31 protein-coding genes are annotated in these 25,842 nt (G+C 63.6%); 8 read left to right on the forward strand and 23 right to left on the reverse strand.

Annotated features, from left to right (window positions below; all coding sequences use genetic code 11):
* Positions 1–110 precede the first annotated feature (110 nt).
* Positions 111–1,760, reverse strand: a complete 1,650-nt coding sequence (pgm, locus tag E2K99_RS14195) for a phosphoglucomutase (alpha-D-glucose-1,6-bisphosphate-dependent) (RefSeq protein WP_134222639.1) — start codon at positions 1,758–1,760, stop codon at positions 111–113.
* Positions 1,761–2,074: 314 nt separating this feature from the next.
* A complete protein-coding gene (locus E2K99_RS14200; protein ID WP_017450312.1) occupies positions 2,075–2,326 on the reverse strand; it encodes a GlsB/YeaQ/YmgE family stress response membrane protein in 252 nt (83 codons plus the stop codon).
* A gap of 424 nt (positions 2,327–2,750) precedes the next feature.
* Here E2K99_RS14200 and E2K99_RS25705 point away from each other — a divergent pair, with 424 nt between their 5' ends.
* From E2K99_RS25705 to E2K99_RS14215, 3 genes are all read left to right on the forward strand, one after another.
* Positions 2,751–3,158 carry a hypothetical protein gene (locus E2K99_RS25705; protein ID WP_205703678.1) on the forward strand — a complete coding sequence of 136 codons (408 nt, stop codon included), beginning with the start codon at positions 2,751–2,753 and terminating at the stop codon, positions 3,156–3,158.
* 79 nt (positions 3,159–3,237) lie between these two features.
* Positions 3,238–4,251 (forward strand): UTP--glucose-1-phosphate uridylyltransferase GalU, encoded by a 1,014-nt coding sequence (galU, locus tag E2K99_RS14210; RefSeq protein WP_134222640.1) that lies wholly within the window; start codon positions 3,238–3,240, stop codon positions 4,249–4,251.
* A 333-nt stretch (positions 4,252–4,584) separates the two neighbouring features.
* Positions 4,585–5,073: a hypothetical protein gene (locus E2K99_RS14215; protein WP_134222641.1), complete on the forward strand. Its 489-nt coding sequence runs from the start codon at positions 4,585–4,587 to the stop codon at positions 5,071–5,073.
* A 100-nt stretch (positions 5,074–5,173) separates the two neighbouring features.
* On the opposite strand, the gene E2K99_RS14220 is transcribed toward E2K99_RS14215, so the two are convergent.
* Positions 5,174–6,340, reverse strand: coding sequence for a branched-chain amino acid ABC transporter substrate-binding protein (locus tag E2K99_RS14220; RefSeq protein WP_134222642.1), 1,167 nt, complete (start codon positions 6,338–6,340; stop codon positions 5,174–5,176).
* Positions 6,341–6,414: 74 nt separating this feature from the next.
* Positions 6,415–7,290, reverse strand: a complete 876-nt coding sequence (locus E2K99_RS14225) for an MOSC domain-containing protein (RefSeq protein WP_134222643.1) — start codon at positions 7,288–7,290, stop codon at positions 6,415–6,417.
* A gap of 179 nt (positions 7,291–7,469) precedes the next feature.
* Here E2K99_RS14225 and E2K99_RS14230 point away from each other — a divergent pair, with 179 nt between their 5' ends.
* Positions 7,470–7,925, forward strand: a complete 456-nt coding sequence (locus E2K99_RS14230; RefSeq protein ID WP_134222644.1) for a CopD family protein — start codon at positions 7,470–7,472, stop codon at positions 7,923–7,925.
* A gap of 29 nt (positions 7,926–7,954) precedes the next feature.
* Positions 7,955–8,743 (forward strand): 2-keto-4-pentenoate hydratase, encoded by a 789-nt coding sequence (locus E2K99_RS14235; RefSeq protein WP_134222645.1) that lies wholly within the window; start codon positions 7,955–7,957, stop codon positions 8,741–8,743.
* Positions 8,744–8,818: 75 nt separating this feature from the next.
* Here E2K99_RS14235 and E2K99_RS14240 read toward each other — a convergent pair whose 3' ends face one another.
* The 14 genes from E2K99_RS14240 to dctP all read right to left on the reverse strand — a co-directional run bounded on the left by E2K99_RS14240 (position 8,819) and on the right by dctP (position 20,840).
* Positions 8,819–9,313, reverse strand: coding sequence for an acyl-CoA thioesterase (locus E2K99_RS14240; protein WP_134222646.1), 495 nt, complete (start codon positions 9,311–9,313; stop codon positions 8,819–8,821).
* Between the two features lie 215 nt (positions 9,314–9,528).
* Entirely contained in the window at positions 9,529–10,461 is a 933-nt protein-coding gene (locus tag E2K99_RS14245; RefSeq protein ID WP_134222647.1) for a 2-hydroxyacid dehydrogenase, read from the reverse strand.
* Positions 10,462–10,935: 474 nt separating this feature from the next.
* A complete protein-coding gene (locus E2K99_RS14250; protein ID WP_034334153.1) occupies positions 10,936–11,178 on the reverse strand; it encodes a hypothetical protein in 243 nt (80 codons plus the stop codon).
* A 38-nt stretch (positions 11,179–11,216) separates the two neighbouring features.
* Positions 11,217–11,465 carry a DUF6139 family protein gene (locus E2K99_RS14255; protein ID WP_039785709.1) on the reverse strand — a complete coding sequence of 83 codons (249 nt, stop codon included), beginning with the start codon at positions 11,463–11,465 and terminating at the stop codon, positions 11,217–11,219.
* Between the two features lie 213 nt (positions 11,466–11,678).
* Positions 11,679–12,623, reverse strand: a complete 945-nt coding sequence (locus E2K99_RS14260; RefSeq protein ID WP_134222648.1) for an ACP S-malonyltransferase — start codon at positions 12,621–12,623, stop codon at positions 11,679–11,681.
* Complete coding sequence (gene mdcB, locus E2K99_RS14265) at positions 12,620–13,534, reverse strand: triphosphoribosyl-dephospho-CoA synthase MdcB (RefSeq protein WP_134222649.1); 915 nt, start codon at positions 13,532–13,534, stop codon at positions 12,620–12,622. Before mdcB ends, E2K99_RS14260 begins: the two co-directional genes overlap by 4 nt.
* Entirely contained in the window at positions 13,522–14,244 is a 723-nt protein-coding gene (gene mdcG, locus E2K99_RS14270; protein WP_240733727.1) for a malonate decarboxylase holo-[acyl-carrier-protein] synthase, read from the reverse strand. Before mdcG ends, mdcB begins: the two co-directional genes overlap by 13 nt.
* Positions 14,245–14,249: 5 nt before the next feature.
* Positions 14,250–14,987, reverse strand: coding sequence for a biotin-independent malonate decarboxylase subunit gamma (mdcE, locus tag E2K99_RS14275; protein WP_134222651.1), 738 nt, complete (start codon positions 14,985–14,987; stop codon positions 14,250–14,252).
* A gap of 9 nt (positions 14,988–14,996) precedes the next feature.
* Entirely contained in the window at positions 14,997–15,893 is an 897-nt protein-coding gene (locus E2K99_RS14280) for a biotin-independent malonate decarboxylase subunit beta (protein WP_134222652.1), read from the reverse strand.
* Complete coding sequence (gene mdcC / locus E2K99_RS14285) at positions 15,890–16,204, reverse strand: malonate decarboxylase acyl carrier protein (protein ID WP_134222653.1); 315 nt, start codon at positions 16,202–16,204, stop codon at positions 15,890–15,892. The genes E2K99_RS14280 and mdcC overlap by 4 nt, the downstream gene beginning before the upstream one ends.
* A 24-nt stretch (positions 16,205–16,228) precedes the next feature.
* Entirely contained in the window at positions 16,229–17,896 is a 1,668-nt protein-coding gene (gene mdcA / locus E2K99_RS14290) for a malonate decarboxylase subunit alpha (protein WP_134222654.1), read from the reverse strand.
* On the reverse strand, positions 17,897–19,246 hold the full coding sequence (locus tag E2K99_RS14295) for a TRAP transporter large permease (protein WP_121041604.1): 1,350 nt from the start codon (positions 19,244–19,246) through the stop codon (positions 17,897–17,899).
* A complete protein-coding gene (locus E2K99_RS14300; protein WP_134135853.1) occupies positions 19,243–19,821 on the reverse strand; it encodes a TRAP transporter small permease in 579 nt (192 codons plus the stop codon). Before E2K99_RS14300 ends, E2K99_RS14295 begins: the two co-directional genes overlap by 4 nt.
* The gene (gene dctP, locus E2K99_RS14305; RefSeq protein ID WP_134222655.1) at positions 19,818–20,840 is read right to left on the reverse strand and encodes a TRAP transporter substrate-binding protein DctP; all 1,023 of its coding nucleotides are present in this window, start codon (positions 20,838–20,840) and stop codon (positions 19,818–19,820) included. The genes E2K99_RS14300 and dctP overlap by 4 nt, the downstream gene beginning before the upstream one ends.
* 147 nt (positions 20,841–20,987) lie before the next feature.
* Here dctP and E2K99_RS14310 point away from each other — a divergent pair, with 147 nt between their 5' ends.
* On the forward strand, positions 20,988–21,656 hold the full coding sequence (locus tag E2K99_RS14310; protein ID WP_134222656.1) for a GntR family transcriptional regulator: 669 nt from the start codon (positions 20,988–20,990) through the stop codon (positions 21,654–21,656).
* Positions 21,657–21,674: 18 nt separating this feature from the next.
* Here E2K99_RS14310 and E2K99_RS14315 read toward each other — a convergent pair whose 3' ends face one another.
* From E2K99_RS14315 to E2K99_RS14330, 4 genes are all read right to left on the reverse strand, one after another.
* Positions 21,675–22,574 (reverse strand): pseudouridine synthase, encoded by a 900-nt coding sequence (locus E2K99_RS14315; protein WP_134222657.1) that lies wholly within the window; start codon positions 22,572–22,574, stop codon positions 21,675–21,677.
* Positions 22,571–23,908 (reverse strand): type II toxin-antitoxin system HipA family toxin, encoded by a 1,338-nt coding sequence (locus E2K99_RS14320; RefSeq protein ID WP_134222658.1) that lies wholly within the window; start codon positions 23,906–23,908, stop codon positions 22,571–22,573. Before E2K99_RS14320 ends, E2K99_RS14315 begins: the two co-directional genes overlap by 4 nt.
* Positions 23,905–24,207: a helix-turn-helix transcriptional regulator gene (locus E2K99_RS14325; RefSeq protein ID WP_039785683.1), complete on the reverse strand. Its 303-nt coding sequence runs from the start codon at positions 24,205–24,207 to the stop codon at positions 23,905–23,907. The genes E2K99_RS14320 and E2K99_RS14325 overlap by 4 nt, the downstream gene beginning before the upstream one ends.
* Before the next feature lie 200 nt (positions 24,208–24,407).
* The gene (locus E2K99_RS14330; RefSeq protein WP_039785682.1) at positions 24,408–24,596 is read right to left on the reverse strand and encodes a YjfB family protein; all 189 of its coding nucleotides are present in this window, start codon (positions 24,594–24,596) and stop codon (positions 24,408–24,410) included.
* Between the two features lie 207 nt (positions 24,597–24,803).
* Here E2K99_RS14330 and E2K99_RS14335 point away from each other — a divergent pair, with 207 nt between their 5' ends.
* Together E2K99_RS14335 and E2K99_RS14340 are read left to right on the forward strand one after the other, a co-directional pair.
* The gene (locus E2K99_RS14335; protein ID WP_121041617.1) at positions 24,804–25,184 is read left to right on the forward strand and encodes a type II toxin-antitoxin system RelE/ParE family toxin; all 381 of its coding nucleotides are present in this window, start codon (positions 24,804–24,806) and stop codon (positions 25,182–25,184) included.
* A complete protein-coding gene (locus E2K99_RS14340) occupies positions 25,165–25,500 on the forward strand; it encodes a helix-turn-helix domain-containing protein (protein WP_121041619.1) in 336 nt (111 codons plus the stop codon). The genes E2K99_RS14335 and E2K99_RS14340 overlap by 20 nt, the downstream gene beginning before the upstream one ends.
* An 82-nt stretch (positions 25,501–25,582) precedes the next feature.
* Here the strand turns inward: E2K99_RS14340 and E2K99_RS14345 are convergent, their stop codons facing one another.
* Positions 25,583–25,771: a hypothetical protein gene (locus E2K99_RS14345; RefSeq protein ID WP_034331488.1), complete on the reverse strand. Its 189-nt coding sequence runs from the start codon at positions 25,769–25,771 to the stop codon at positions 25,583–25,585.
* Between the last annotated feature and the right edge of the window lie 71 nt (positions 25,772–25,842).

The following is a 25,842-nucleotide window of genomic DNA, read 5'->3' on the forward strand; positions in this document are numbered from 1 at the left end:
TCAGCCAGACATCGGCCCATTCGCCTGTAGGAAGGCCGGAAAAGAAAACGCCGCCAACCCCAAAGGGCTAGCGGCGTTATCGGCGTGCGCAATGCAGGACGTCAGCGCATTCAGCTGGCCTTGAGCGCGCGCGTCACGATTTCTTGCGCTTCGGCGAAGATGCGGTCCAGATGCGCCTGGTCGCGGAAGCTCTCGCCATAGATCTTGTAGATGCTCTCGGTGCCGGAAGGACGGGCCGCGAACCAGCCATTGTCGGTGACGATCTTCAGGCCGCCGAAGGGCTTGCCGTTGGCCGGTGCGGTCGTCATCACCTCGCGGATGGTCTCGCCGGCCAGCTCGGTCGACGTCACATCCTGCGGCGACAGTTTGGACAGGCGCGCCTTCTGCTCCGGCGTGGCGGCGGCTTCCTTGCGGCCATTGACGGGCGCACCCAGCTGGCGGGTCAGGTCCTGGTAGATCTGGCCGGGATCATTGCCGGTGCGGGCGGTCATCTCGGCGGCCAGCAAGGCGGCGGTGATGCCGTCCTTGTCGGTGCTCCAGGGCTGGCCATCGAAACGTACGAAGGAGGCACCGGCGCTTTCCTCGCAACCGAAGCCCAGGCTGCCGTCGTACAGGCCATCGACGAACCACTTGAAACCGACCGGCATCTCCAGCAGCTTGCGGCCCAGGTGATCGGCCACGCGATTGATCATCTGGCTCGACACCAGGGTCTTGCCCACGGCCGCATCGGCACGCCAGGCCGGACGATGGCGGAACAGGTAATACACCGCCACCGACAGGTAGTCGTTGGCCGGCAGCAGGCCGGTGCTTTTGGCGACGATGCCGTGGCGGTCATGGTCGGTATCGCAGGCCATGGCGACGTCAAAACGGTCCTTCAGGGCGATCAGCTCGCTCATGGCATAGGGCGAGGACGGATCCATGCGGATCTGCGCATCCCAGTCCAGCGGCACGAAGCGGAAGCTGGCATCGACATCGGTGTTGACCACTTCCAGGTTGAGCTTGTAGCGATCGGCGATGGCCGACCAGTAATGCAGGCCGGCACCGCCCAGCGGATCCACCCCGATCTTGACGTTGGCCGCCGAGATGGCACCCAGGTCGATGATGTTGGGCAGGTCGCCCACGTAGTTGTCGAGATAGTCGTAGCGGCGCGTGGTCTCGGCCTTCAGGGCCTTCTCGAAGCTGATGCGGCGCACGCCTTCCAGCTTCTGCTCCAGATAAGCATTGGCGCGCTTCTCGATCCAGCTGGTGACGTTGGAATCCGAGGGACCGCCATTGGGCATGTTGTACTTGAAACCGCCATTGTCCGGCGGGTTGTGCGAGGGCGTGACCACGATGCCATCGGCCAGCTTGTCACGGTGCACGCGGTTGTGCGTGAGGATCGCGTGCGAGACGGCTGGCGTGGGCGCATAGGGGCTGCCCTCGGCCAGCATGGTCACCACTTCGTTGGCGGCCAGCACTTCCAGCGCGCTGTGCCAGGCCGGTTCCGACAGGGCGTGGGTATCGATGCCCAGGAACAGCGGTCCCTTGAAACCCTGCTCCTTACGGTAGTCGCAGATGGCCTGGGTGATGGCCAGCACATGCCATTCATTGAAGCTGTGCAGATTGGCATTGCCGCGATGGCCGGAGGTACCGAAAGCCACACGGTGGCTGGCTTCGGCCACATCAGGACGCAGGCTGTAGTAGTTCGACAGCAGCACCGGCAGGTTCACCAGGGCTGAGGGTGCGGCACGCTTGCCGGCGAGGGGATTGACGCTACTCATAGGTTTGTTCTGGATGAATGGATATCTGAGGAAACGAGGTGGCACGGCCACTTCGCTACTTGATCTTTTTTCAACGTCCCGGACATTGTAACGCCAGGATGGCGCGCTGCAGCATCGATATGAAGATTCTTGCAGAAAGCTTGCCACGAGGCACTGTTCACGGGGCTTTGCGGGCCACGGCGATGCGCGGGGGCCGCTGACGCATGAAGCTTCTTGCCGAAAAGCAAAACGCGTCCGGGCCAAGGCACGGACGCATTCGGTCAGGGCAGAAACACCGGCCGCGCCCCTTCAGGCGTGGCCGCGTGCAGGCCTGGTCAGGCTCGCCGGAAGGCGCGCACGATCACCAGCAGCACGATCGCACCCAGCGTAGCGGTGACGATGGAGGCCAGGATGCCGCCACCCACGGCGATGCCCAGCAGCCCGGCCAGCCAGCCACCGATGACGGCACCGACGATACCGATGAGGATGTCAGCCAGCAGACCGAAGCCGCCACCCTTGACCAGCACACCGGCCAGCCAGCCGGCAACGGCACCAATGATCAGCCATGCGATGAGTCCGTGTTCCATGATGTTCCCTTTCAATCGTTCTGTCGTTCTTGGGTTGATGTCGGAAACCGTGCAATGCAGGGGCTTCCTCTTGCTTCCACTTCTCTGCAAGCGCTCTGCGCAACAGATGAGGTGATGATAGAAAAGCGCGCGTCGCCAAGGTATCGGACAGCGGCCCATTTCCTTGTAGGACAAGCCCGGCATGTGGCGCTGTTGAGCCGATCAGTACCAAGCCGCGCTGGTTTGCGGCGCGCAAAGCGGTCATGGCCGCGCCTTCCTCTTTTCCTACATCGCAAAAGGCGGCATTCCTATAGAGAGGAAGCGCGAGTTTTTTTACTCTTGCTGCACATAAGCGCAGTGCAGCATCGAACACAGCCTCCATGGCTTGCCGCCGCGCCTGACCAATACCGCATTCGCCAGCCCGATTTCCAAGAGAGCCGCCATCATGTCCGCCACCGAAACCAGTGCCCGTCCGTCCCCCGTCTTTGCCAATGCCTTCGCGCTGAACACCTTCGGCACTGCACCGCAGGCCGCCGAGGGCGCTGATTTCGTCGAACACTATGCCCGCTACGCCCGCGAATCGGCCGAGATGCTGCATCAGATTTCGATGAAGGCCCCACAGCTGGCTTCGGTGCTGGACCAACTCAACGAAGGCAGCCTGCCGCAGCGCATCGCGCTGGTCGATGAGCAGGCAGCTGCCGCTGTACCGGCAACGCGCCGTCAGCCGCGCGCTTCCCTTCTGGAGACTGCGGCGCATGCATTGAGCCACGCCTTCCCCGCCGTCGCGCCCCTGTTTCAGGGATGCCGCGCGTTTTTGCAAATGAAGATGATCAAGAACAACAGACAGGCGTGAGGAGGCGCGAGTCGCTAGCAAGCCTGCATTGTGTGCCTTTGGGTGTCACGCCCTTCACTCAACCAAAACTGGACTTACCATGAAAAAAATCACCAAAGCCGTTTTCCCCGTCGCTGGCCTCGGCAGCCGCTTCCTTCCCGCCACCAAGGCACAGCCCAAGGAAATGCTGCCCATCGTCGACAAGCCGCTGATCCAGTACGCCGTTGAAGAAGCGGTGGAAGCGGGCATTACCGAAATGATCTTCATCACCGGCCGCAACAAGCGCGCCATCGAAGACCACTTCGACAAGGCCTATGAGCTGGAATCCGAACTGGAAGCCGCCGGCAAGGTGAAGCTGCTGGAAACCATCCGCAACGTCATTCCCAAGCACATCAACTGCGTCTACGTGCGCCAGGCCGAGCCGCTGGGCCTGGGCCACGCCGTGCTGCTGGCCAAGCCGCTGGTGGGTGACGAGCCCTTCGCCGTGCTGCTGGCTGACGATTTCATGGATGCCGCTCCCGGCCAGAAAAACGTGATGGCGCAAATGACCGAACTGTACGAGCGCGAAGGCAAGAGCCTGCTGGCCGTGCAGGACGTACCGCGTCCGGAAACCCGCCAATACGGCATCGTCAGCGGCACTGCACACGGCGAGCGTACCGAGCTGCTGAGCGGCATCGTCGAAAAGCCGTCGCCGGAAGACGCACCGTCGACCCTCGCCGTCGTGGGCCGCTATGTGCTGACCCCGGCCATCTTCGAGCGCCTGGAAAACATCGGCACCGGTGCCGGTGGCGAAATCCAGCTGACCGATGCCATCTCTGCCCTGCTGGAACAGGAACAGATCCTGGCCTATCGCTACGAAGGCCAGCGTTTCGACTGCGGCTCCAAGCTGGGCTACCTGAAGGCAGCCGTCGCCATGGGCTTCAAGCACAAGGAAGTCGGCTCCGGCTTCGCCCAGTTCCTGCAGGAATTCACCAGCCAGAACGATCTGGCGCAGGCCGCCCAGCCCAAGGGCCCGGCCACCGTGACCCCACTGAAGACTGCTGCCGGCAACCAGCCTGGCAGCACACCGGTCTCCAGCGATAAATTGCCAGCCGTCGCCAACAGCATCATGTAAGTCCCCGGTAGAGAGCGTTGTTGATTGCAGTCCGTCCGCAAGGCCGGGCTGCTTTTTTTTGTGGCTTTGCGCTTCGTATAAATTGTTTTGACCTTTGTCACAGAGTTTTAACCTGGACTTGCTAGCATCGCGGCCATGAATCTGGAGAAGTTCATTTCGCCCGGGACAAGTAATTCGCCGCAATACGGCCAGGCGCGTATGCTGTGGTCACCGCACCCTGAAAACGTTTGCAACATCGAAATACGACGATGAAATCGTTGCCAGGCGGCAGGAATGTTGCGGCAAAGGCGCAAAAAATATATATTGTTTATATCAATTTTCAGAGGAGCGTTCATGGCCACCAGAGTTCAAGCCGCAGCAGCAGCAACCGAAACCAAGAAACCTGTCGCCAAGCCGGCAGCCCCCAAGCCCGCCGCGGTGAAGAAACCAGCCGTCAAGCCCGCCACCCGCGCAGCCGCCAAGCCGGCCGCTGCAGCAGCTGCACCGGCAGCCCCCAAGGCCGACAAGAAGGTCGAGAAAGTCGCCAAGCCTGAAAAGGCCGACAAGCCGGTCAAGGCCGAGAAGGTAGAGAAGGTAGAAAAAGTCGAGAAAGCCCCCAAGGCCAAGAAGGTCAAGCAAGTGCGCGACAGCTTCACCATGCCGGAGAATGAATACGCCGTGCTGGCCCAGGTCAAGAAGACCTGCCTGAAGTCCGGTGTCGAGATCAAGAAGAGCGACCTGCTGCGTATCGGCGTGTCGCTGATCAAGAACCTCAAGATCAACGAATTGAAGGACATCCTCGGCAGCCTGACCCCGCTGAAGGTGGGACGTCCCAAGAAGTAAGCCGCCCCCCCCTGCTCTTCACAAACAGCAATGCCGCCCGGTTCATCCGGGCGGCATTGTTTTTGGCAGCGAGAATTTCCTTCGAATTCTTCGATCGCCCTCAACTCCTGTCCGGACTGCCGATGCTGCGCACGACGCGCCACCGTCCGCCACTGACGCGATACAAGGTAAATACGGGATCGCGCAAGTTGCCTTGCGCATCGAAGGCGATCGTGCCGGAAATCCCCTTGTATCGAATCCGGTGCAGACTGGCCGTGACCTTGGCCGGCTCCACCGAATCGGCCTCGCGCATGGCGGCCGCGATCACGCGCACGGCATCATAGGCAAAGGGCGCATAGAGATAGATCTCGTCCTGATAACGCGCCTTCCAGGCTTGTTCGAAATGGCTCCACTGCGGGCCCTTGTAGGAAGGCAGTCCCGGTTCCACCACGCTCACCCCCTCCCCGGCGGCACCGGCCAGCTTGAGGAAGGTCGGCCCAACCAGTCCACCGATCCCCACCAGCGGGGCGCGGATCTGCAGACGCCGCAGGTCCTGTACCAGTTGCGCGGCCTGGGCATCGAGTCCGGCGAAGAAGACCACGTCGGGATGGCTGTCGCGGATGCTGCGCAGGATGCTGTTGAAGTCGGAGGTCTTGCTGCTCACCGCATAGCGTCCCGTGACCCTGCTCTGCAAGGCCGTCAGCGACTTGACGAATTCATCGGCGTAATTGGAGCCAAACACCGTGCTGTCATCGATCACGGCGACGTTGACGCCTTTCAGTTCGCGCACCACATAGTCCGCAGTCAGGCGCGCGCCCTCGCCATCGTGCGGCACGATGCGAAAGGCGCTGGCGTCGCCCTGCTGCGTGTAAGCCGGGGCCGTTACGGCGGGGGCCACGTGCGGAATGCCGGCAGCGGCATAGATGCGTGCGGCGGGGATGCCCACGCCACTGTTCCAGTGACCAACTACGGCGGCCACCTTGCTTTTGACGAAGTAATCGGCGATCAGCTCACCCGTACGCGGATCGGCCCGGTCATCCTGCGGCAGCAGCTTGAACAGTACCGGCTCGCCGGCGATGACGGGCTTGCTGTTGTTGATGTCGTCCACCGCCAGTCGGGCTGCGCGTTCCAGGCTCACGCCCGTGCTGCCGGACGGGCCGCTCATGGGCGCGGCCAGGCCGATCAGCACGGTACGTGCCTGGGCCGCAGCGCTGCCGCTGGCAAAAAAGCACCCCGCGCCCGCCAGAGCCAGGGCGAGCAGGAGGGATTGTCGCAATGCATTGATCATCTTGTTCCTTGCTGCGGTACTGCCGAGATGGCTTGAGTTTGGATTGAGATTGACGGGGCTACCCGCCGGGACGCTCAGAAATTCAGTTCCCACTCGCAGGCCTGGCCGACCTCGATCACGCCGCCCTCCCCGCCGATCACGATGGCATTCTGGCCGAAGGTGAGACCGCCATTCACCCTGGCATTGGCACGATAGGTGGCCAGCGTGTCCATGGGTTCATTGGGCCACTGCGGATCGCGCTGGCCGCTGTGCTGGTCGATGCCGGGGATGGGACATCTAGCACAAGGCTTCACCAGCTTCAGTTGTACCGGACGGTCTTCACTGCCCAGGCGCACGGTATCGATGAAGTCTTCTTCATAGGCCTCCCAACCGGCGATCACCAAATTAGGACGGAAGCGATCCATGGGCAAGGCCGGTGCGCCCTTGGCGGCGAGCCGGGCGTTGAGGTCATCCAGCGAAGCCTGGCCGATCACCAGCAGCGGATAGCCATCCGAAAACTGCGTGGTGGCACGATGCTCGCCGGTCCAGCGGGTACTGCAGGCGCGCTTGACGGCCGGATTGAAACGCACCAGGCGGGCGTCATCCTGCAGGTAGGCGGAGAACCACTCGCGCGCCTGCTCACCCTGGTCGAGCGCTTCGACCCGGCTGTCCCAGACCTTGACGGCGAGCGTGGCACCATCCTGGCCGGCGGCGGCCAGCTGCAGCGCGGGCATGCCGGGCGCACGCAGCACCAGGGCATCGCCCTCGAAAGCGGGCGTGATGCAGGCCATCGCCGGATGCGTGCGCTGGGTCAGGAACTGGCCCTGGCGGTCCACCAGCATCCAGTGGCGGTCCAGCGCCAGGCCCAGCGGACTGATCTCGGCGCGGCTCAGGGAGAGCGCGCCGCAGGATTTGATCGGATAGAAGAAGATGGCACTGAGCGTGGTGCCGCTGAAGCTCGTGTTCGACATGGTGTGACCGTCCCCCCCGGATGGCGGCGCAAAGAAGCGCCCGATGAGTAGTATTAGTGATGAAGTTTCTGCAAGACATTACCACAAGCTGGCGGTTTCGCCCGTCTGACGATACGCCGTGTTCCCACTCATGCGACAATGCGCCACGGACGCATATGAACTTTTCTGACGGGAGCGCCATGCTGTTTGCCAAATTCTTCCATCTGCTGGGCCTGACGATCTGGGTCGGCGGCATGTTCTTCGCCCACATGGCCCTGCGCCCCGCGCTGGGCGTGCTGCATCCGGAGCAGCGGCTGAGCCTGATGGCGGCCGTGCTGGCCAATTTCTTCATCTGGGTCTGGGTCGCCATCGCACTGGTGCTGGGCAGCGGCCTGCACATGATGGCCATGATGGGCGCTGGCGCTGCCAAGTTGCCGCCCTATGTCCACGCCATGACCGGCATCGGCATCGTGATGATGCTGATCTTCGCCCACATCTTCTTCGCCCCCTTCCGCCGACTCAAGCTGGCGGCCGCCCAGCAAGACTGGGACCGCGCCTCGCGCGCCCTGCGCCAGGTGCGCATGCTGGTAGGCATCAACCTGTGCCTGGGCCTGCTGACCATCGCCATCGGCGCACTCGGCCCCTTGAGCGTCTGAACACAAGCCTTCATTTTGGGGAGACCGCCGTGCTGACCGATTCACAATGCCAGGAAGCCGCCGACCTGCTGTGGGACTGCTGGGCGCACAACCGCCGCATCCCGCAATTGCCGGCGCATCTGCAGCCGGGGGACCGGCGTCAGGCCTATGACATCCAGCGCCGCCTGGAAGCGCGCAGCTTCGCGCCGCTGGCCGGCTGGAAGAACGCCGCCACCGGTCCCGGCGGACAGCAATTGCTCAAGGTCGATGCGCCACTGGCTGGCCGCCTGCTGGCCGAGCGCATTCACCGCAGCGGTGCCCGCATCACGCTGGGCGACAACCTGATGCGCGTGGCCGAGGTGGAAGTGGCCTTCCGCATGGGCAGCACGCTCGCGCCACGCAGTACGCCTTACACGCAGGAAGAAGTGATGGCGGCGGTGGCCACCGTGCATCCGGCCATCGAGATCCCCGATACCCGGTATGACTTGTTCCGCGAAGTGGGCGCAGCGCAGCTGATCGCCGACAACAGCTGTGCCGACCAGTTCGTGCTGGGCGCACCGGCCAGCATCGACTGGCGCAGCCTGGACCTGGCCACGCTGGCGACCTCGGCCACCATCGAAGGCGGTGAAAGGCGCACCGGCAGTGGTGCCCAGGTGCTGGGCGATCCGCGCGTGGCGCTGACCTGGCTGGCCAATGAATTGCGCGAGTACGGCCTGACGCTGGCGGCCGGACAGCTGGTTGCCACCGGCTCCACCATCGTGCCCATGCCGGTGCGGGCAGGACAGACTGTGCTGGCCGAGCTGGGCGTGCTTGGCTCGGTGGTGGTGCATCTGGACTGAGCGCCAGTCCGGCCGGAATCAGAAAAGGGGATGAGCACAGGCTCATCCCCTTTTTCATTGCGCGATCCGAAAGGCTCAGTTGGACTTGTCCGTGCCGGGCTTGACTTCCTCGTAGCGGCGCGCCAGTTCCTGGCGCAGCGACTTGCGGATCACGGCGGCGTCAAAGCGGCGCTTTTCTTCCTGCGAGAAGGGTCGCAGCGGCGGCACCGGAATCGGCTTGCGCTGGTCGTCCACGGCCACCATGGTGAAGAAGCAGCTGTTGACGTGGCGCGTTTCCTGGGTGCGGATGTTCTCGGCCACCACCTTGATGCCGATTTCCATGGACGACTTGCCGGTGTGGTTGACGCTGGCCAGGAAGGTCACCAGCTCGCCCACGTGGATGGGCTGGCGGAACATCACCTGGTCCACCGACAGGGTCACCACGTACTGGCCGGCGTAGCGGCTGCCGCAGGCATAGGCCACCTGGTCAAGCAGCTTGAGGATGGTGCCCCCGTGCACATTGCCGGCGAAGTTGGCCATGTCCGGGGTCATCAGGACCGTCATGGTGAGTTGGTGAGATGGCAGATCCATGGTGCGTGGCTCTCTCTGTAGTGTGATGGCGATGGGTTGATCTTGGAATGAAATGACACCGGGGTGCCGTGCGCCGGCACGCTCCCCCGAGCGCGCGCAGGCGACCGGCCGGGACGCTCTCGTGGAGGAAAGCACCCCGGCCGCGGCCGACATTATCGGCCAGCCAGCCCGGCTATGGCAAAAAAACTCGCGTCAGCTGTCGCGCAGCCGCCCGCTCAGGCTCGCACCACCGGCTCGGCTGCCGCGAAATGCTCCTCGCAATTGCGCAGGAACTGGCGCACGGAAGCACTGATGGCTTCCGGCGACCAGCCGGCGATGTGCGGGGTCAGGACCACATTGGGCAGGCCGATCAGGGCCGCAGGCGGCTTGGGCTCGCCTTCGTAGACATCCAGCCCGGCGCCGGCCAGGCGGCCGGCCGACAGGGCCGCGGCCAGGGCCTCGGTATCGACGATGCTGCCACGGCCGATGTTGACCAGGTAGCCCTTGGGACCGAGTTCTTCCAGCACGCGTGCATTGATGAGGTGATGGGTCTGGGCGCCGCCGGGCGCTGCCACGATCAGGCAGTCGGCCCAGCCGGCCAGTTGGGCCACGTCCGGGAAGTAGTGGAAATCGACGTCATCACGCTTCTTGCGGTTGCAGTAGGCGATCTCGGCATCGAAGGCAGCGGCGCGGCGGGCGATCTTCTTGCCGATATTGCCCATGCCGACGATGCCTACCCGCTTGCCTGCCAGCTGCGGTTGCAGGGGGAGGGTCTCGCGCCAGCCGCCGTCGCGGGTGTAGCGGTCCAGCACCGGGATGTTGCGCAGGATGGCCAGCAGCAGGCCCAGCGTATGGTCGGCCACGCAGTCCTCGTTGGTACCGGCACCGGTGGCGATCTCGATGCCATGCGCCTTGGCGTGGGCGGCATCGATGTTTTCAAAGCCGGCGCCCAGGGCACACACCAGCTGCAGATGCGGCAAGGCGCGCATTTCGTCGGCAGTCAGGCCGGTGGAGCCGTTGGTCAGCACCACCGCCACCTTTTTGGCCGGGCCGGCGATCATCGCGTCACGGCGCTGGCGATCCGGCGCGTAAAGGATGTCGTAGTGGGCGGCGATGGTGGCAGTGCTTTCTTCGGAAAGGTGAATCAGGACGAGCAGAGGCGGTTTCATGAGGGGGACCTGGCCGGACGAGGAAAAGGAAGACGTGAAGGAAAATGCAATCAACGCCATTTTATTGCGAAACAGCAGAGTGAGCAGCCTGCCACTCATCAGCCGCTGCCGTCAGCATGCGAATTCCATGCCATCAGCGTCCAATCAATACGAAGAAGCCCGATGCGCCGACAGGCGGATCGGGCTTCTTTAGGGCCTGTTCACATTTAATCTGCGAGTGCGAGAGGTCGCCAAGCGTTGTCTGCCTAGGCGCGGCGACGCGCCGTGGTGGTGCCACGGCAAGGAGCTGCAACAACGGCAGGCGACGCTTGGCGGCCTCTCCCGGAGGGTTGCCCCCAGAAGGCGCGCTGGCCGCGTTGCACGTCAGGGCTGGTGGCACCACCACCAGCCCTGACGCGCGCCTTGCCAGCCCGCCTTCTGGGGGCAACGCATCTCGCAGATTAAATGTGAACAGGCCCTAGTGGGAAACGGCGGTCAATGCCGCGCTGTCTGCTTCTCCAGAAGGTCATGCGCAGCCTGACGCGCGCCCTCCTCGGCCGCCTTTTCATCGGCGAAAGTCTGGTCGGGCAGCACGCGCTGCACCGGGAACACCGGGTTGCGATGCATGGGATTGGTGGAATGGCCGAAGATGGCCACCTGGGCCACCCATTCGTCGCCGCCGATGAGGCGCACGCCAGCGTATTCCACTTCGTAATCGCCTACTTGTTCAGTGGGCATGATGGTCTCCTCTGCGGATGGGCCGATAGCCTGGGGTCTCAGGCCGCGCCGTCGCCGCTGCGTTGGTCCAGATGGGTGATGGCGTAGCCTTTCTCGCCGATCTGCATGAAGGCATCTTCCGGCTCCAGCGTGAAATGCCGCTTGCCGTCGCGCTCAAAGTCCACGTTTTGCTCGTGGAGCTGCCAGTCGGTATTGGTCACCTCTTCCGGCATCGGCTTTTCGTGGGGCAGGACGAGGTAGGAAAACAAACCGTCGCCGTCCGGGCGCTTGTACACATCGACTTTCATCTTGGGGCCTCCTGGTCGGGTTGAACATGGGCACTGCTTCAAGATGCGACTGAGGGTTCGGGCATTGGTTCGCCGCCGCGATGGACTGAACTGCACAAAGCGGGTTGCGCTGTCAGCCGGATCCGACAGGAGCATGGACAATGGAAGAATTCTTCATTTCACGATAGCACCAGCATGGCGCAGAAGCCAGCCGAGGGCGGACCGCACGCCGATTCAGTCAGCTTGCCGACGCAGCCATGCCAGCGCGCCCGTGAGGCTGCGGAAGTCCGCCAGCGAACGGCAGGCCATCTGCGGATGGCGCTCGCGCAGCATGCGCGATAGTGCCGCGCCAGGCCCCAGTTCCAACGCGACCGTCACGCCACGCTCAGCCATGGCATCCATGCAGCCGGCCCACTGGATGGGCTCGACCAGCTGTCGCACCAGCAGTGTTCGCGCCTGCGCTGCATCGGCAATCGCCTGCCCGGTGACACCCGCCAGCAAGGCCGGACCGGGCGAGCGCAGCTGGAGTGCGGCAAGCTCTGCCGCAAACGAGTCCGTGGCCGCCTGCATCAACGGGGTGTGCGAGGCCAGCCCGACGGGCAACGTCGAAGTCCGCGCACCGGCGGTTGCAAGCTCATCCGCGGCGGCTTGCAGGGCTTTCCCGCTACCACCGCCGATGAGCGTGTCTTCACCGGTGACGATAGCCACGTAACCACCATGCCGCGCCAGGCATTCCTGCGCCACGGCAAGCGGCAGTCCACCAATGGCCATCAAGCCTTGTTCCGGTTGCACGCTGGCGGCCTCGGTCATCGCTGCAGCGCGCCGTGCGGCCAGTGCGACGGATTGCGCGGGATCGAGGACCCCGGCCACCGCATAGGCGGCCAGTTCTCCCACGCTGTAACCCGCCACCACCAAAGGCGCACCCGCGAGGGCAGCCAACGGCTCCCGCAACGCCTGCCACGCGGCGAGTTGCGCCGCAACAATCAGGGGTTGAGCATTGCGGTTGGCATAAAGCTGGGCAGGATCGTTGAGTACCGTTTCTACCGCTGCCTGCAGGTGAGACGACAGATCGCTTTGCCTCAGGAAGGCGGTGGCCACGGGATCATCGCGCAGCAGATCGAACATGCCCGCATGCTGCGCGCCCTGCCCCGGACACAGGATGGCCAGGCGCAGGCTCATAAGTTGCGAACCTCGTGGACCAGGCAAGCCGCCGCCAGCAGATCGGCCGCGCCCCCCGGCGACAGGCGGCGGGTGACGAACTCGCGATGGCAGTCCTGCGCCCGCCCTTCCCAATCGGCAAGCGCAGTACCGCCCGCCGCCAGGAAGGCCGCACTGCGACTGCGAACCAGGGCAGCGCCCTCGGCCCCGCCGCGATGGTAGACATTGGTATCGCTGAGATGCGCCATCAGCGCAAAGAGCGCATCGATACGAGCGTGATGCAGATCGCGCCCAGCCGCCAGCGTGGCCTGCAATTGCGGCAAGGCCACCTCGAACACCGCCGGGAAGCCCAGCGCGCCCTCCTCTCGCGCCCCGCCCACGGCATGCTCGGCGGCCACGCGCTGGCCATGGCTGTGCTGGCCGCACGGCATCGCTACCGCGCTATGGCGGGCCAGTGCATCGCCCCACTGGATCAGCAAGGTGGCGCGGATAGTGGCGGGTTGCAGGGGCATGTGACGGCCCCGCGCATATCCCGTGGCCGCGCACAGCATCCCCAGCGCAAAGATCGCGCCGCGATGCGTGTTGATGCCGCCGGTGGCGCGCAACATGCGCTCTTCGGCGCGAATCGCCAGCGTCTGCAGGGTGCGGAAAGACGCGCCGTCGAGGCCTGCAGCGGCGATCTGGAAAAAGTAATGGCGCAGCGCAAACAGACTGCGCAGGAAAGTCTCGGCCGTCATGTCGGTGTGGCTGCCATTGTCCACGCGCGAGACCAGGCCGGGCTTGGGATAGAGCACCAGTTCCTGGTACAGGCTGCGCACCGCCAGGCGCGCGAGCTGGCGGCAGAACGCCAGGTTCTCGCGGGCGGCGCGGCGCTTCTGCGTATGGTGCAGCGGCGGGGTCAGCGTATCGGGATGCTGCATCAGGCGGCGCATGTCTGCTCCTGCGGCAGGCTGGCGCGCAGTGCGCCCACGCGTTCGAGCGCTACGCTGGCTGGCCGCTTGACCAGCACCTGGCCTTCGGGATGGCTGCCCAGCACCGCGACCTGTCGCCATTCCTTCCACGACACGGCGGCCCCGTCAGGAAACACGATTTCTCCATCCAGCGGCAGGAACATCGCCTGCCAGGCCAGCAGCCTCACGCCTGCTTCCAGCTGGGCCTGGCTGCGCGGCTGGAACAGCAGGTCAATGTCGGAACTGCTGCGCAGATAAACTTGCGCCGTCACCGCCTGCCAGGCCAGAGAACCGAATACAGAGAGAGCAATACCCGCGCGCTCCATGTGCTCCTGCAACTCCGCCAGCCCAGCCTGCCACGCGGCCGGCAGACCGGCCAGACGCGCAGCGACGATGTCGCGCAGCAGGAAAGGCGCGCGGCTTGATGCCACTTCATCGGCCCTCACCCGCAGCGCGATGCGCGGCTTGTTGCCCTGCGCATCGGGCGGCAAGGCGATGCCGACACAGATCTCTTCGTCCTTGGCCTCCACGTCGCGGCGACGCACGATCAGCGGCCAGCGCATGCGCTGCCAGTGCTGCAGCGTGGCCTGCTGGCGTGCATCACTGCCACCGGCCAGCAGGCGCGACCAACCCGCCTCGCTCAGCCAGAGCAGGTGATGACGCGACTCAGCAAGCGCGAGTGTGGACGACATGTTCATCAGTTCAAGGGCGTATCGTTGGCGACCGCATCGATGACGCGTTGCGCCCACTTGCGCCCGCCCCGTTCGAGACCCGTGGCCGCACGCGTGTCGGCACTGCGATCCTGGGCCAGCGCATTGGCCAGCGCCTTGGCCAGATCGCCATTCCATATCTCGGCAACGCCGCCCATGCGCAAATAATTTTCAGGACCGGGCGCAAACACCGGATTGCTCTTGGCCAGCTCGGTCAGCCGTTCTTCCGGCACCTTGGTAATGCGGGCCATCGCGGGCAGGCCCATCACGCGAATGGTCGCCTCCGGCAAGGCATAGCAGGCATCGGCGATCAGGCCGCTGGTGATGAAGCCGCCCGACAGCGCCTGGTCATACACCAGCCCGACCACGCGATGCCCCTGGCGTCGCGCCAGTTCCACGCATTTGCCAAGATGCGCCATGTAGCTGTTGATGCCCAGCATTTCATCGCGGTGACGCAGGCGCTGGCCCTGGGTATCGACCAGGATCACGATGGGCCGGCCGGGATGTTCACGCACCGTCTGCAGGATCGCACTGGCCTGGGCCAGCGCAATTTCGATGCCGATGGGCGTATGCCCGGTGGTACCGACCACGGTGACGGTACGGCCATCCACCTGCGCCGTGCCGGAGAGGAAGCGATCCTGCTCGGTGATCGCGCGGCCTTGCGGGAACAGGTCCTGCGCCAGTGCGCGCCAGTCGACCTGGGGGGGAGTAACAGTCTGGTTCATGAATTCCTCTCAGGCCTTGGAGACGATGCGCAGGCGCTCGGCCATGGCGGTGAAGGCAGCGGCTTCCAGCATCGGTACCGTTTCCGGTCGGGCCACGCCCAGCTCGGCCCAGATGTCCATCGGGTCCTCGGCATGGCCGAAAGTGGCGATGCGACGGCGCAGCATCTCCTGCTCGGCTTCCAGCCCGGCCAGCGTGAGCTTCGCATCGCTGACGGCGGACAACGCGGCGATGGCTGCCGTGCGGAAGGCGTCAATGTCATCGCTCACCAGTTGCTGGCAATCGCCGATCAGGTAGCGATGCTTGCCGCCGGTCGTTCGCCAGACCAGGGCGCGGTCGCGCGAATCGAATTCCTCGACGCCATTGGCGGTTTCGATCACTTCGGGACCGGACATGGCCAGCCGCCCTTCCTCGGACATGATGACGGTATTGGCACAGCGCGCCACGATGCCCATGCCGCCGAAGCAGCCATTGGCGCCGCCAACCAGCACGATCACCGGGATGCCGGCGGCACGCGCCTCCAGCACCGCACGCATCACTTCGGAAACGGCGATGAGCCCCGCATTGGCTTCATGCAGGCGCACGCCGCCGGTTTCCAGCAGCAGGATCACGCCAGCGGCCTGCCTGGCCATGGCGCGCTTGAGCAGGCCCACCAGCTTGGCACCATGCACCTCGCCCACGGCCCCGCCCATGAATCCGCCTTCCTGCGCGGCGGCCATCACGGCGAGTCCACCCAGCAGGCCTTCGCCGATGATGACGCCATCATCGAAGGAGACCGGCGCATCGAGCTGACCCAAATGGGGGCTGACTACGCGCTGCGCGGGCGGCAGCAGTTCCTTGAAGCTGCCGGCGTCGAGCACCGCCAGGATGCGCTCGCGCGCCGTGGCTTCCAGATAGCTCGCACTCATGCGCCCTCCTCCACCATGGCTTCCACGGCCTGGTCCAGGCGCAGGCTGACCACGGCCGGCGTGGCCCCCATGTCGTTGATGGAGATGCGGGTATCGGCCAGTTGCCAGCGTTGCTGGAAGTCGGTCATCACCGCTTCCCAGATGGTGCCGAAGCCGCGCGCGGCGGTCTTGACCTCGATGGCGCAGGCACCGTTGAGCGCCGCATTCTCGATCAGTACTTCCAGATTGCCCGAGCTGACCACGCCGACCAGTTCAGGCGTGGCCTTGAGGCGACGCTGGCCGTGCTCGAAGCGAAAAGTCAAAGTTTCCATAGTGTCGCTTTCATTGCGGGAAAATCACCAGTTGCGGAAGCGCTTGGGCGGGTTGTACAACCCGCCGGAGGCCCGCACCAGGTCCTTCATGTTCTTGGCCGCCAGCAGGTCGCGGGTGGCCATGCGCTTGTCGATGCCCAGGTCTTCGGCGCGGCGGATGATGCCACGGTCGCGCAGGTTTTCCACCATGCGCTTGTCGCGGCCCATGCCGACGGCCGTATAACCGGCCACGCCGCGGATGGCCTGCTCGCGCTCTTCTTCTGTACGGCACAGCAGCAGGTTGGCGATGCCCTCTTCGGTGAGGATGTGGGTGACATCGTCGCCATAGATCATCACGGGAGGAATCGGCATCTTGGCCTGCTCGCCCAGCTGCCATGCGTCCAGCTTCTCGACGAAGGCCGGCTGCATGTGCTCGCGGAAGGTCTCCACCGTCTGCACCACCAGCTTCTGCCCGCGCGGAATGGTATTGCGTCCGGCGCGCGCCTGCTGGCCGGCCTTGAGCCAGGCTTCGCTGGCATGGCGGCGTCCGCGCGCATCCGCGCCCATGTTGGGGGCACCGCCAAACCCGGCGATGCGGCCCAGCGTGGCCGTGGAGGAATTGCCCTGCAAGTCGATCTGCAAGGTCGATCCGATGAACATGTCACAGCCATAGTGGCCGGCCGTCTGCGAGAAGGCGCGGTTGCTGCGCATGGAGCCATCGGGTCCGACGAAGAAGACATCGGGCCGTGCGCGGATGTAATCTTCCATGCCCAGCTCGGAGCCGAAGGAGTGCACGGATTCCACAAACCCGGCCTCGATGGCGGGAATGAGTGCCGGGTGCGGATTGAGCGCCCAGTGCTTGCAGATCTTGCCGCGCAGGCCCAGCGATTCGGCATAGGTGGGCAGGATCAGCTCGATGGCCGCAGTATCGAAACCGATGCCGTGATTCAGTCGCTGCACACCGTATTCGGCATAGATGCCCTTGATGGCCATCATCGCCATGAGCACCTGGATCTCGGAAATCTGCGCCGGGTCGCGCGTGAAGAGCGGTTCGATGTAATGCGGCGTGGGGGCCTTGATGGCGAAGCTGACCCAGTCGGCCGGGATGTCCACGCGCGGCAGCTCATCGACGATTTCGTTCACCTGCGCAATGACGATGCCGCTGGAGAAGGCCGTCGCTTCGGCAATGGCGGGCGTATCTTCCGTATTGGGCCCGGTATAGAGATTGCCGTGGCGGTCGGCCGCCTGCGCCGCCACCAGCGCCACGCGCGGCGTCAGGTCGACGAAGTAGCGACCAAACAGCTCCAGGTAAGTATGGATGGCACCGATGTTGAGCTTGCCGGCCGAGGCCAGTTTGGCCAGGCGGCCGGCCTGCGGACCGGAGAAGGAAAAATCGAGCCGGTCGGCAATGCCCTTCTCGAACACGTCCAGATGTTCCGGCAAGGCCAGCACCGAGAACAGCATGTGCAAGCCGTTGACCCGCGCCGGATCGAGTGCCGCCAGGCCCTTGGCCAGGAAATCGGCCTGCTTCTGGTTGTTGCCCTCGACACAGACCCGGTCGCCGTTTTCCAGCACCGCATAGAGCAGCTCTGCCAGCTTGTCCGCAGGCGCGATCTTGCCCTGCAACTGGCTACCCAATGCGGCGGTGGCGCGCGCCAGCCGCTGTTCACGGTTCTTCTGGCGCGCATTCCACACGCGTTCGCTACTACTCATTTACTTGGCTCCCATCAACAGATCAGGCAATACGGTCGCGATGCCCGGGAACATGCACAAGAGCAGGACCGCGAGAAACATCAGCGCCAGGAAAGGAATCGTACCCTTGATGACATCGCCTAGCGCGATATCGGGTGCGATGTTCTTGATCACGAACAGATTCAGCCCCACCGGCGGGTGAATCAGGCCCATCTCCATCACCACCGTCATGACGATGCCGAACCAGATCAGGTCGAAACCGGCGGCCTTGAGCGGCGGCAGGATGATGGGCGCGGTCATGAGGATGATCGACACCGGCGGCAGGAAGAAGCCCAGCACGATCACCATGCCCAGGATCACGGCCAGCAGCAGCCACTTCGACAAGTGCAGGTCGACCACCCATTGCGCCGCCGACTGGCTGATGTGCAGGTAGCTCATCACGTAGGAATACAGCAGCGACATGCCGATGATGAGCAGCAGCATCCCCGATTCCTTGATGGTGGAACTGAGGAAGGGCGCGATCTCTTTGGGCTTGTAGATGCGATAGACCACCGCGATCAGCACCAGCGCCAGCAGCGCGCCCAGGCCAGCGGTTTCGGAGGGCGTAGCCAGGCCGCCATAGAGCGCCACCATCACGCCGATCAGCAAGATCAGGAAAGGCAGCACGCGCGGCAGCATTTCCACTTTCTGGGCCAGCGTGAAATGCTCGTCATCCAGATAGGCCGACTTGGCCCCACCGGCGGTGTAGACGGCATGCGCCAGCTTGTATTCCTTGCGCGCCCGGAAGACCGCATAACCCGCAAACAGGATCACCAGCAGCACGCCCGGCCCGATACCGGCCAGGAACAGGCGTCCCAGCGACTGCTCGGCGGCCACGGCATACAGGATCATGGTGATGGACGGCGGCAGCAGGATGCCCAGCGTGCCACCGGCGGCGATGATGCCCGCGGCAAACCCCGGTGAATAGCCGCGACGGCGCATCTCGGGAATGCCCGCCGAACCAATGGCCGAACAGGTCGCCGGCGACGAACCGGCCATGGCGGCAAACAGCGCGCAGGCAAACACGTTGGCGATGCCCAACCCGCCCGGCACCTTGTTCAGCCAGGCGTGGATGGCCGAATACAAGTCCTTGCCGGCAGGAGATTTGCCGATGGCCGCCCCCTTCAGGATGAAGAGCGGAATCGACAGCAGCGTGATGGAAGCGATTTCTTCATAAACGTTTTGCGTGATGGTATCCAGCGACGATTCCGGCATGAAGAAATACATGAAACCGGTCGCCACCACGCCCAGCGCAAAGGCAATCGGCATGCCCGAGCACATCACCAGGATGGTGACCACGCCATAGAGCACACCCAGGGTCAGCGGACTCATTGCGCACCTCCGGACGTTGCAGCAGGCACGGTGCCGGTGATGCGCGTGAGCACCTGCACCAGCAATTGCAGCGTCAGCATGCTCATGCCCAGCGCCATCAGGGAATACGGAATCCACAGCGGCGGCGCAAACGTGGACGACGTGGTCTGCCCCTCCACCCAGGCTTCATGGAACAGCGTCCACGACTTCCAGGTGAAGAAGGCGCAGAACAGGAAGGACACCACATCCACGATGAACATGCGCACCTTGTTGGCCAGCGGCGAGAGCAAGCCCGCCAGCGCCTCGATGCCGATGTGCCCGCGCAGCGACTGCACATAAGCCGAGCACAGGAAGATCACGCCAACCAGCATGAAGACCGAGGCTTCATCCTGCCAGTCGGTCGGCTGATGGAAGAAGTAACGCACCACCACCGAATAGGTGAGGATGCAGGAGGTCACCAGCAGCGCAATCATCCCCAGGAATACGGCCACCCGGTGGTAGCCCTGCAGGAAGGCCGCCAGCCAGGCCACCGGGGCGCTGGCCGGCACGGCCGGGCGCGTGGCCGCCGCGCCGGGCATCTCGAAGCCGTGGCTCATACGGTCTTCTCCGCCAGGGCCAGCAGCTTGGCGCAGTTGGCGTTGCGGGCCGCGAAGTCCCTCCAGGCGGTATTGCGGGCGATGTCCTGCCACTTTTTGACGACCTCGGCGTTGAGGTCAACCACCTTGGCACCGGCCTTCTGGTAGACCTGGGCCACGGCGATGTCGTCGGCCTGGGCAGCCTTGGTGGCGAACTGTTCCATGTCTGCACCGACGGCCATGATGACGGCCTGCTGGTCCTTGGGCAGGCGTTCGAAGACGGCCTTGGACATCATCAGCGGCTCGAACATGTACCAGTAAGCCTTGTCGCGCCCGGTCGTGAGGGACTTGGCCACCTCCTCCAGGCGGAAGGACATGAAGGAAGTCGACGAAGTCATCGCCGCATCCATCGCGCCGGTCTGCATGGCGGCGTAGATTTCATTGGACGGCAAGGTCACCACGGCGGCGCCCGCTTCCTTCAGGATCAGGTCCATCTCGCGTGAACCGCCGCGCACCTTCATGCCCTTGGCATCGGCCGGATCGACGATGGGCTTGCCGCGCGAGGCCACACCGCCGGCCTGCCAGATCCAGCTGACGATGACCACGCCCTTCTCGCCCAGGATGCGGGCCAGTTCCTTGCCCACTTCGGCATTCTTCCAGGCGGCGCCCTGCTGGTAGGAGGTCACCAGGCCGGGCATGAGGCCGATGTTGGTTTCCGGGACTTCGCCGCCGGCATAGTTCAGCGGCACCAGCGACATGTCCAGCGCGCCCTTGCGCAGGGCGGAGAACTGGGCGTTGGTCTTCATCAGGGACGAGCCGGGATAGATCTCGAACTTCAAGGCGCCTTTGGTCTTTTCGTTCACCTGCTGGGCGAACATGCGCACCAGGCGGTCTCGGAAGTCGCCTTCTGTCAGCGTTCCGCCGGGAAACTGGTGAGAAATCTTCAGGCTACCTGTTTGCGCCCAGGCAGCGGGCATGGCGGCGGCAAGCGGTGCAGCGGCTAGGGTGCCAAGGAAATGGCGACGGGTAAATGTGGTCATGCTGGTATCTCCTCCAGGAATTGATGGAACTACTGTGTTTTTATGCTCTCATCGTGTATACAATTTCAGGCGAAAAGCATACATTGTCAAGCATTAATCCCGTGGAAGCCCTTCCCTTTACAATGCTTGTTTTAGAGGCAACACACCATGGACACGCCAAAGACCCGTTCTGAAACCCTGCGCGAATCGATTGAAGAGCTGATCGCCGTCGGCAAGCTGGCACCGGGCCAGCATCTGGATGAAACCTCGCTGGCCGAAGAATTCGGTGTCTCGCGCACGCCCATCCGTGAAGCGCTGATCCAGCTGGCCTCGATGGGCATCGTCGAGATGCGACCGCGCCGGGGGGCCATCGTGGCCGAGATCGGCCCGCAGCAATTGATCGAGATGTTTGAAGTGATGGCCGAATTCGAAGCCATGTGCGGGCGCCTGGCGGCGCGCCGCATGACGCCGGCCGAGCATGCCGAGCTGCTGGCGGCGCACCAGGCCTGCCAGGCGGCGCGCGATGCCAGCGATCCGGATGCCTATTTCTACCTGAACGAGGCCTTCCACGACCACATCTATGCCGGCAGCCACAATGGCTTCCTGGCCGAGCAGGCGCGCGCCCTGCACCGCCGCCTGCGGCCGTATCGCCGCCTGCAGTTGCGGGTGCGGGACCGCCTCAAGATGTCCTATGACGAACACCAGGCCGTGGTCGATGCCATCATCGCCGGCGACCCGGAACGCACCGTCGAGGTGCTGCGCCAGCACATCATGATCCAGGGGCAGCGGTTTGCTGACTTGGTGGCATCTCTGCACCAGCTCAAATCGGCTGCCTGACCCGCGTTACCGTCCCGGCTACAGGCTGCGCTGGCTGACGAAATGCCGCTCGCTGCCATCGAGCGGATCGATGAAGAAGAGCGAACGGGCCAGCAGTTTGAGGGGCTTGTCCAGATCATCGGCCACGCCCACAGGCACGGCGTGCGGATAGAACAGATCGTTGAGGATGGGAATGCCCAGTGAGGCCATGTGCACCCGCAACTGGTGACGCCGTCCGGTGACCGGTTCCAGCTGGTAGAGGCCCAGTTCTCCCCGCTGCTCCAGCAGGGAAATGTGGGTTTCCGAATTGGGCGTACCTTCGGCCTCATGCATTTTGAAGAACTGTTCAGGGATCTCTTCCACCCGGCTGCGGTGTACCCGTGGCAACGCCAGATCCGGCCGCAGCGGGGCAATCGCTTCATATACCTTGAACATGGACCGTTGCTGGAACATGGACTGATACTTGCCCCGGCTGGCCGGTTGATGCGAAAACACGATCACCCCGGCCGTCTCCCGGTCCAGCCGGTGGATGGGGACCAGGTCCTGCAGGCCTGTGGTTTTCTTGAGCCGCACCAGCAGGGTCTCCTGCACGAAGCGGCCGGTCGGGATCACCGGCAGGAAATGCGGTTTGTCGGCTACCAACAAATGGTCGTCCAGATGCAGAATCTTCTCTTCCACCGGAATGCGCGCTTCACCCTCGGGTAATTCGCGGTAGTAGAAAATGCAATCGCCGCTGCGATAGGGCGAGTCCGGGCGCAATGCCTCACCCTGCTGGTTGCGCACCTCTCCCCGCAGCAGGCGCTCGCGCCAGATCGATTCGGGTACCGCCGTAAAGCGCTCGGCCAGGAAGGACAGCATGTCGCGCCAGGGCCCCGGTTGCAGCCACAGGTAGCTGGGCGACAGGCCTTCGCGCATGGGCAGGGTGGGCGTGGGCCTCATGCGCCCTCCCCGTCGGCAGGCTTCCTGCGCGCGGCGCGGCGGCGCCAGGCGGCCACGCTGGCATTGGCCTCCAGATGCGCCAGCAGCTTGCCGCGCTGTGCGTCGGTGAAGGGCAGGCTCTCAATCAGGGCCGGCCATTGCGTCATGGCGCGTTCCACCGTGTCCACCAGCACCGCCTGCAAGCGTGGCTCCGGTAGCCGCCACAGGTTGGCGAGCTGGCGCAGGATGGCGGGCGTGAGCAATTGCTTGCCCTTCTGTCCTGGTACGAAGGCCAGCGCATGGCCATCGCCACCCACGTAAGCGGCGTAGGCAACGATGTCATAGGCCGGCGACAGCGCGGCCTGCTGGGGCGTGTGGTACAGCAGGCTGAAATTCTTCAGGTGCGCATCGAAATTGCCGATCAGCTCGTTGACCTTGATCCGCCGCAGCAATTCGTAGACATCCTCGGCACGGCGCGTACTGCGCTCCAGCAGCACCACGCCGATGGCCGCATAGGTACCGACATACTTGGCCGCCGGTGCGGTACCGGTGACCTGGGCGAAATCTTCCATGTGCAAGCGTCCGGTCGGCGTGGGTGCATCGCGATCGAAGCGCTGCACCAGCAGGAAACGGCTGGCGTCGTTGCGCAGGCCGAACGGCAGGTGATCGCCGATGGCTGACAGCGGCTCCAGGCTGAACCGGCAAGTCTGCACGCCAGCGGCAGCGGCCAGGGTGAGCGAGGCAAACTCCACCTGCGGCATGTTGGGATAGTCGGTAGCCGGCAGCTTGGCGATGAAATGGCTGCCCTGGCTATCCTTGGAACGCATGACGTAGCGTCCCCCGCTCTCCCGCACCAACGCCAGCTTGGGCTGCACGCCGGAGAGCGATTCCCCGCCGGGTACCGGCAACTGGCCGGAACTCATCTCGTAGCTGTCATGACCCTGCCCCAGCAGGCGGCCGAGACCGCGTTCATCCAGTTCTTCGGCCAGCGCCGAGACATCGCCGGGCAGATCGCGTCCGCAGTAGGCCAAGAGGCCAAATTCATCGTCCGGAGCGAGACCGGCACGCTGGATCAGGTGTTTGCGCAACTGCCCTTCGGGCAGGAGATTCTGGAAGAAGGGAGGCAATCCGCCACGGCCATCCCCCCGGTTGGCCGCCAGCGTGGGATCGAGCAACTGGGCGCGGGTACGCTCTTCGGTGGAGGCCAGATAAAGCTGCGAGAGGACGGGACGATCGTCCCCCTGCAAGGCATAGGCGTCATCGAAACGGAAATAGCAGCGCCCGTCATCCAGGGAGAACAAGGAACCGACCTCGGTCTGCCCGAGGCGGATGCGCAGGGAACGCAGCATGCTCATGCCCCGCCTCCTTCGCCCATGAGCGCTTGCAGCCGCGCCCCCAGTTCGGTCTGGCTGCCAGCGCCTTGCGCCTCGGCGGCGCGCAGCGGCGCTGCTTGGCGCGGCAACAGCAGCAGGTCCAGCTCCAGCTCCTCGCACAGGGCCAGCAGCTTGACCAGTTCGATGTTGCCGCGCCCGGTTTCCAGCGCCAGCAAGGTGTTGCGGTGCATTCCGGCCAACGCGGCCAGCGCGACAGCCGTCATCCCCCGTGCTTTACGCGCGGTGCGGATGCGGCGGCCGATGTCTTGCAGATTGGTCATCAGAAGATCCAATTAAATGGTTCTTTTTACATATAACCATTATATTGGTCATCCGCACGAAATCAAGAACAATAGATTGTGCATTTAATTAAACGCACAATCTATTGTTCTTTTGAAGAATTGGCAGAGGCGGCGATCCGACGATGCGCACAAAAAAAAATCGCAGTCCGGGGAGGACTGCGATTTCAAGAGGACAGTGTTCAGGCAGTGGTATTGACGTTGCGCCCGATGTTCGGGTTGGCCGGCAACGGCGGCAATGCCTGCAACAGGCCCACGGCGGCAGAAGCCTGGCTGTCGAGCGCTTTCTTCAGCATCAGTACGTTGACCGAATCCGAAGTCTTCGCCGCAGCCATGCTGGTGGCCAGTGATGCGATTTGATTGACATCCATGGTGCTCTCCTTTTGGGGGATACCGGGAAACAGGATGCGTCGCCCGGTGCCTTGATTACGGCATTGGACGCTGTTTCTTTACATCAATCAAGAAAAATTTCGAGATACTCACACGCGAACGTCGACTCGTATCAAGGTTGTTCGAGAACTTCCCATTAAAAATCGCAGCCAGCCAGCTATTTACCTGAACAGGTATAGCCTGCTACGATGTTTATCAATGAGAAACCACTCGAATGGATCGCAAGCAGCTACAAGGATCTGCTGGCATTGCCAGCGGAAGTCCGCCAGCGTTTCGGCTTCGCATTGTCGCTGGCGCAAATGGGCGAGCGCTATGAAAAAACCAAGATATTGAAGGGTTTCAGCGGTGCTGGCGTGCTGGAGATTCTGGAAGACCATATTGGCGACACCTTCCGGGCTGTCTACACCGTGAAGTTCGAAGAAGCCGTGTTCGTACTGCACTGCTTTCAGAAGAAAAGCAAAAGCGGAATAGCCACACCCCAGCCGGACATGGAAATCATCCGAACCAGACTCAAGATCGCTACTGCCAGAGCCGAGGAGCTACGTCATCATGCAAAAAACAATCGTTGAGGGAACCGACATCCTCCGCAGCAGCGGCAATGTCTTCGCCGATCTTGGTCTGCCGGATGCCGACAAGCTGCGCATCAAGACTGGTCTGGTCATCGAAATCCGCAAGGCGATGCGTGCACTGGGACTGAGTCAACAGGCGGCGGCGCAACGCATGGGGATTCCACAACCAAAAGTGTCGGGCATGATGCGCGGCGACTTCAGCAACCTGTCCGAGCGCAAGCTGATGGACTGTCTGACACGGCTGGGCTACGACATCGAGATCCAGGTGCGGCCTGCCGCCGCCTCCCTCGGATGCCTGACCTTGACCGTAGCCTGAAAAGCCCCCAAAGCCCGCACAAAAAAAATCGCACCCCGAAGGGTGCGATCAAGCGAACGCCAAGGCAGCAAGCCCTGGCCACCTAGACGATGGTATTGATGATGCGTCCAATGTTGACATTGGCCGGCAGGCGCGCCACGGTCGTCGCGACACCTACCACATCATCCACCGCCGCCTTGGCGACCTTGCCCAGATCGATGCCGACGGACTGCGCCGCCTTGTCGACCAGCCAGGCCGTTGCTGCACCGCTGGCGATAGTTGCTAGCTCCATATGAAACTCCTTGTCTGAAGTGCAACCGGACCATGGCGTCAGCCTGATCTCACATGTTTCCACATCCCCCC

This window comes from Herbaspirillum huttiense, from assembly GCF_004367745.1.
Classification (GTDB): Bacteria; Pseudomonadota; Gammaproteobacteria; order Burkholderiales; family Burkholderiaceae_D; genus Herbaspirillum; species Herbaspirillum huttiense.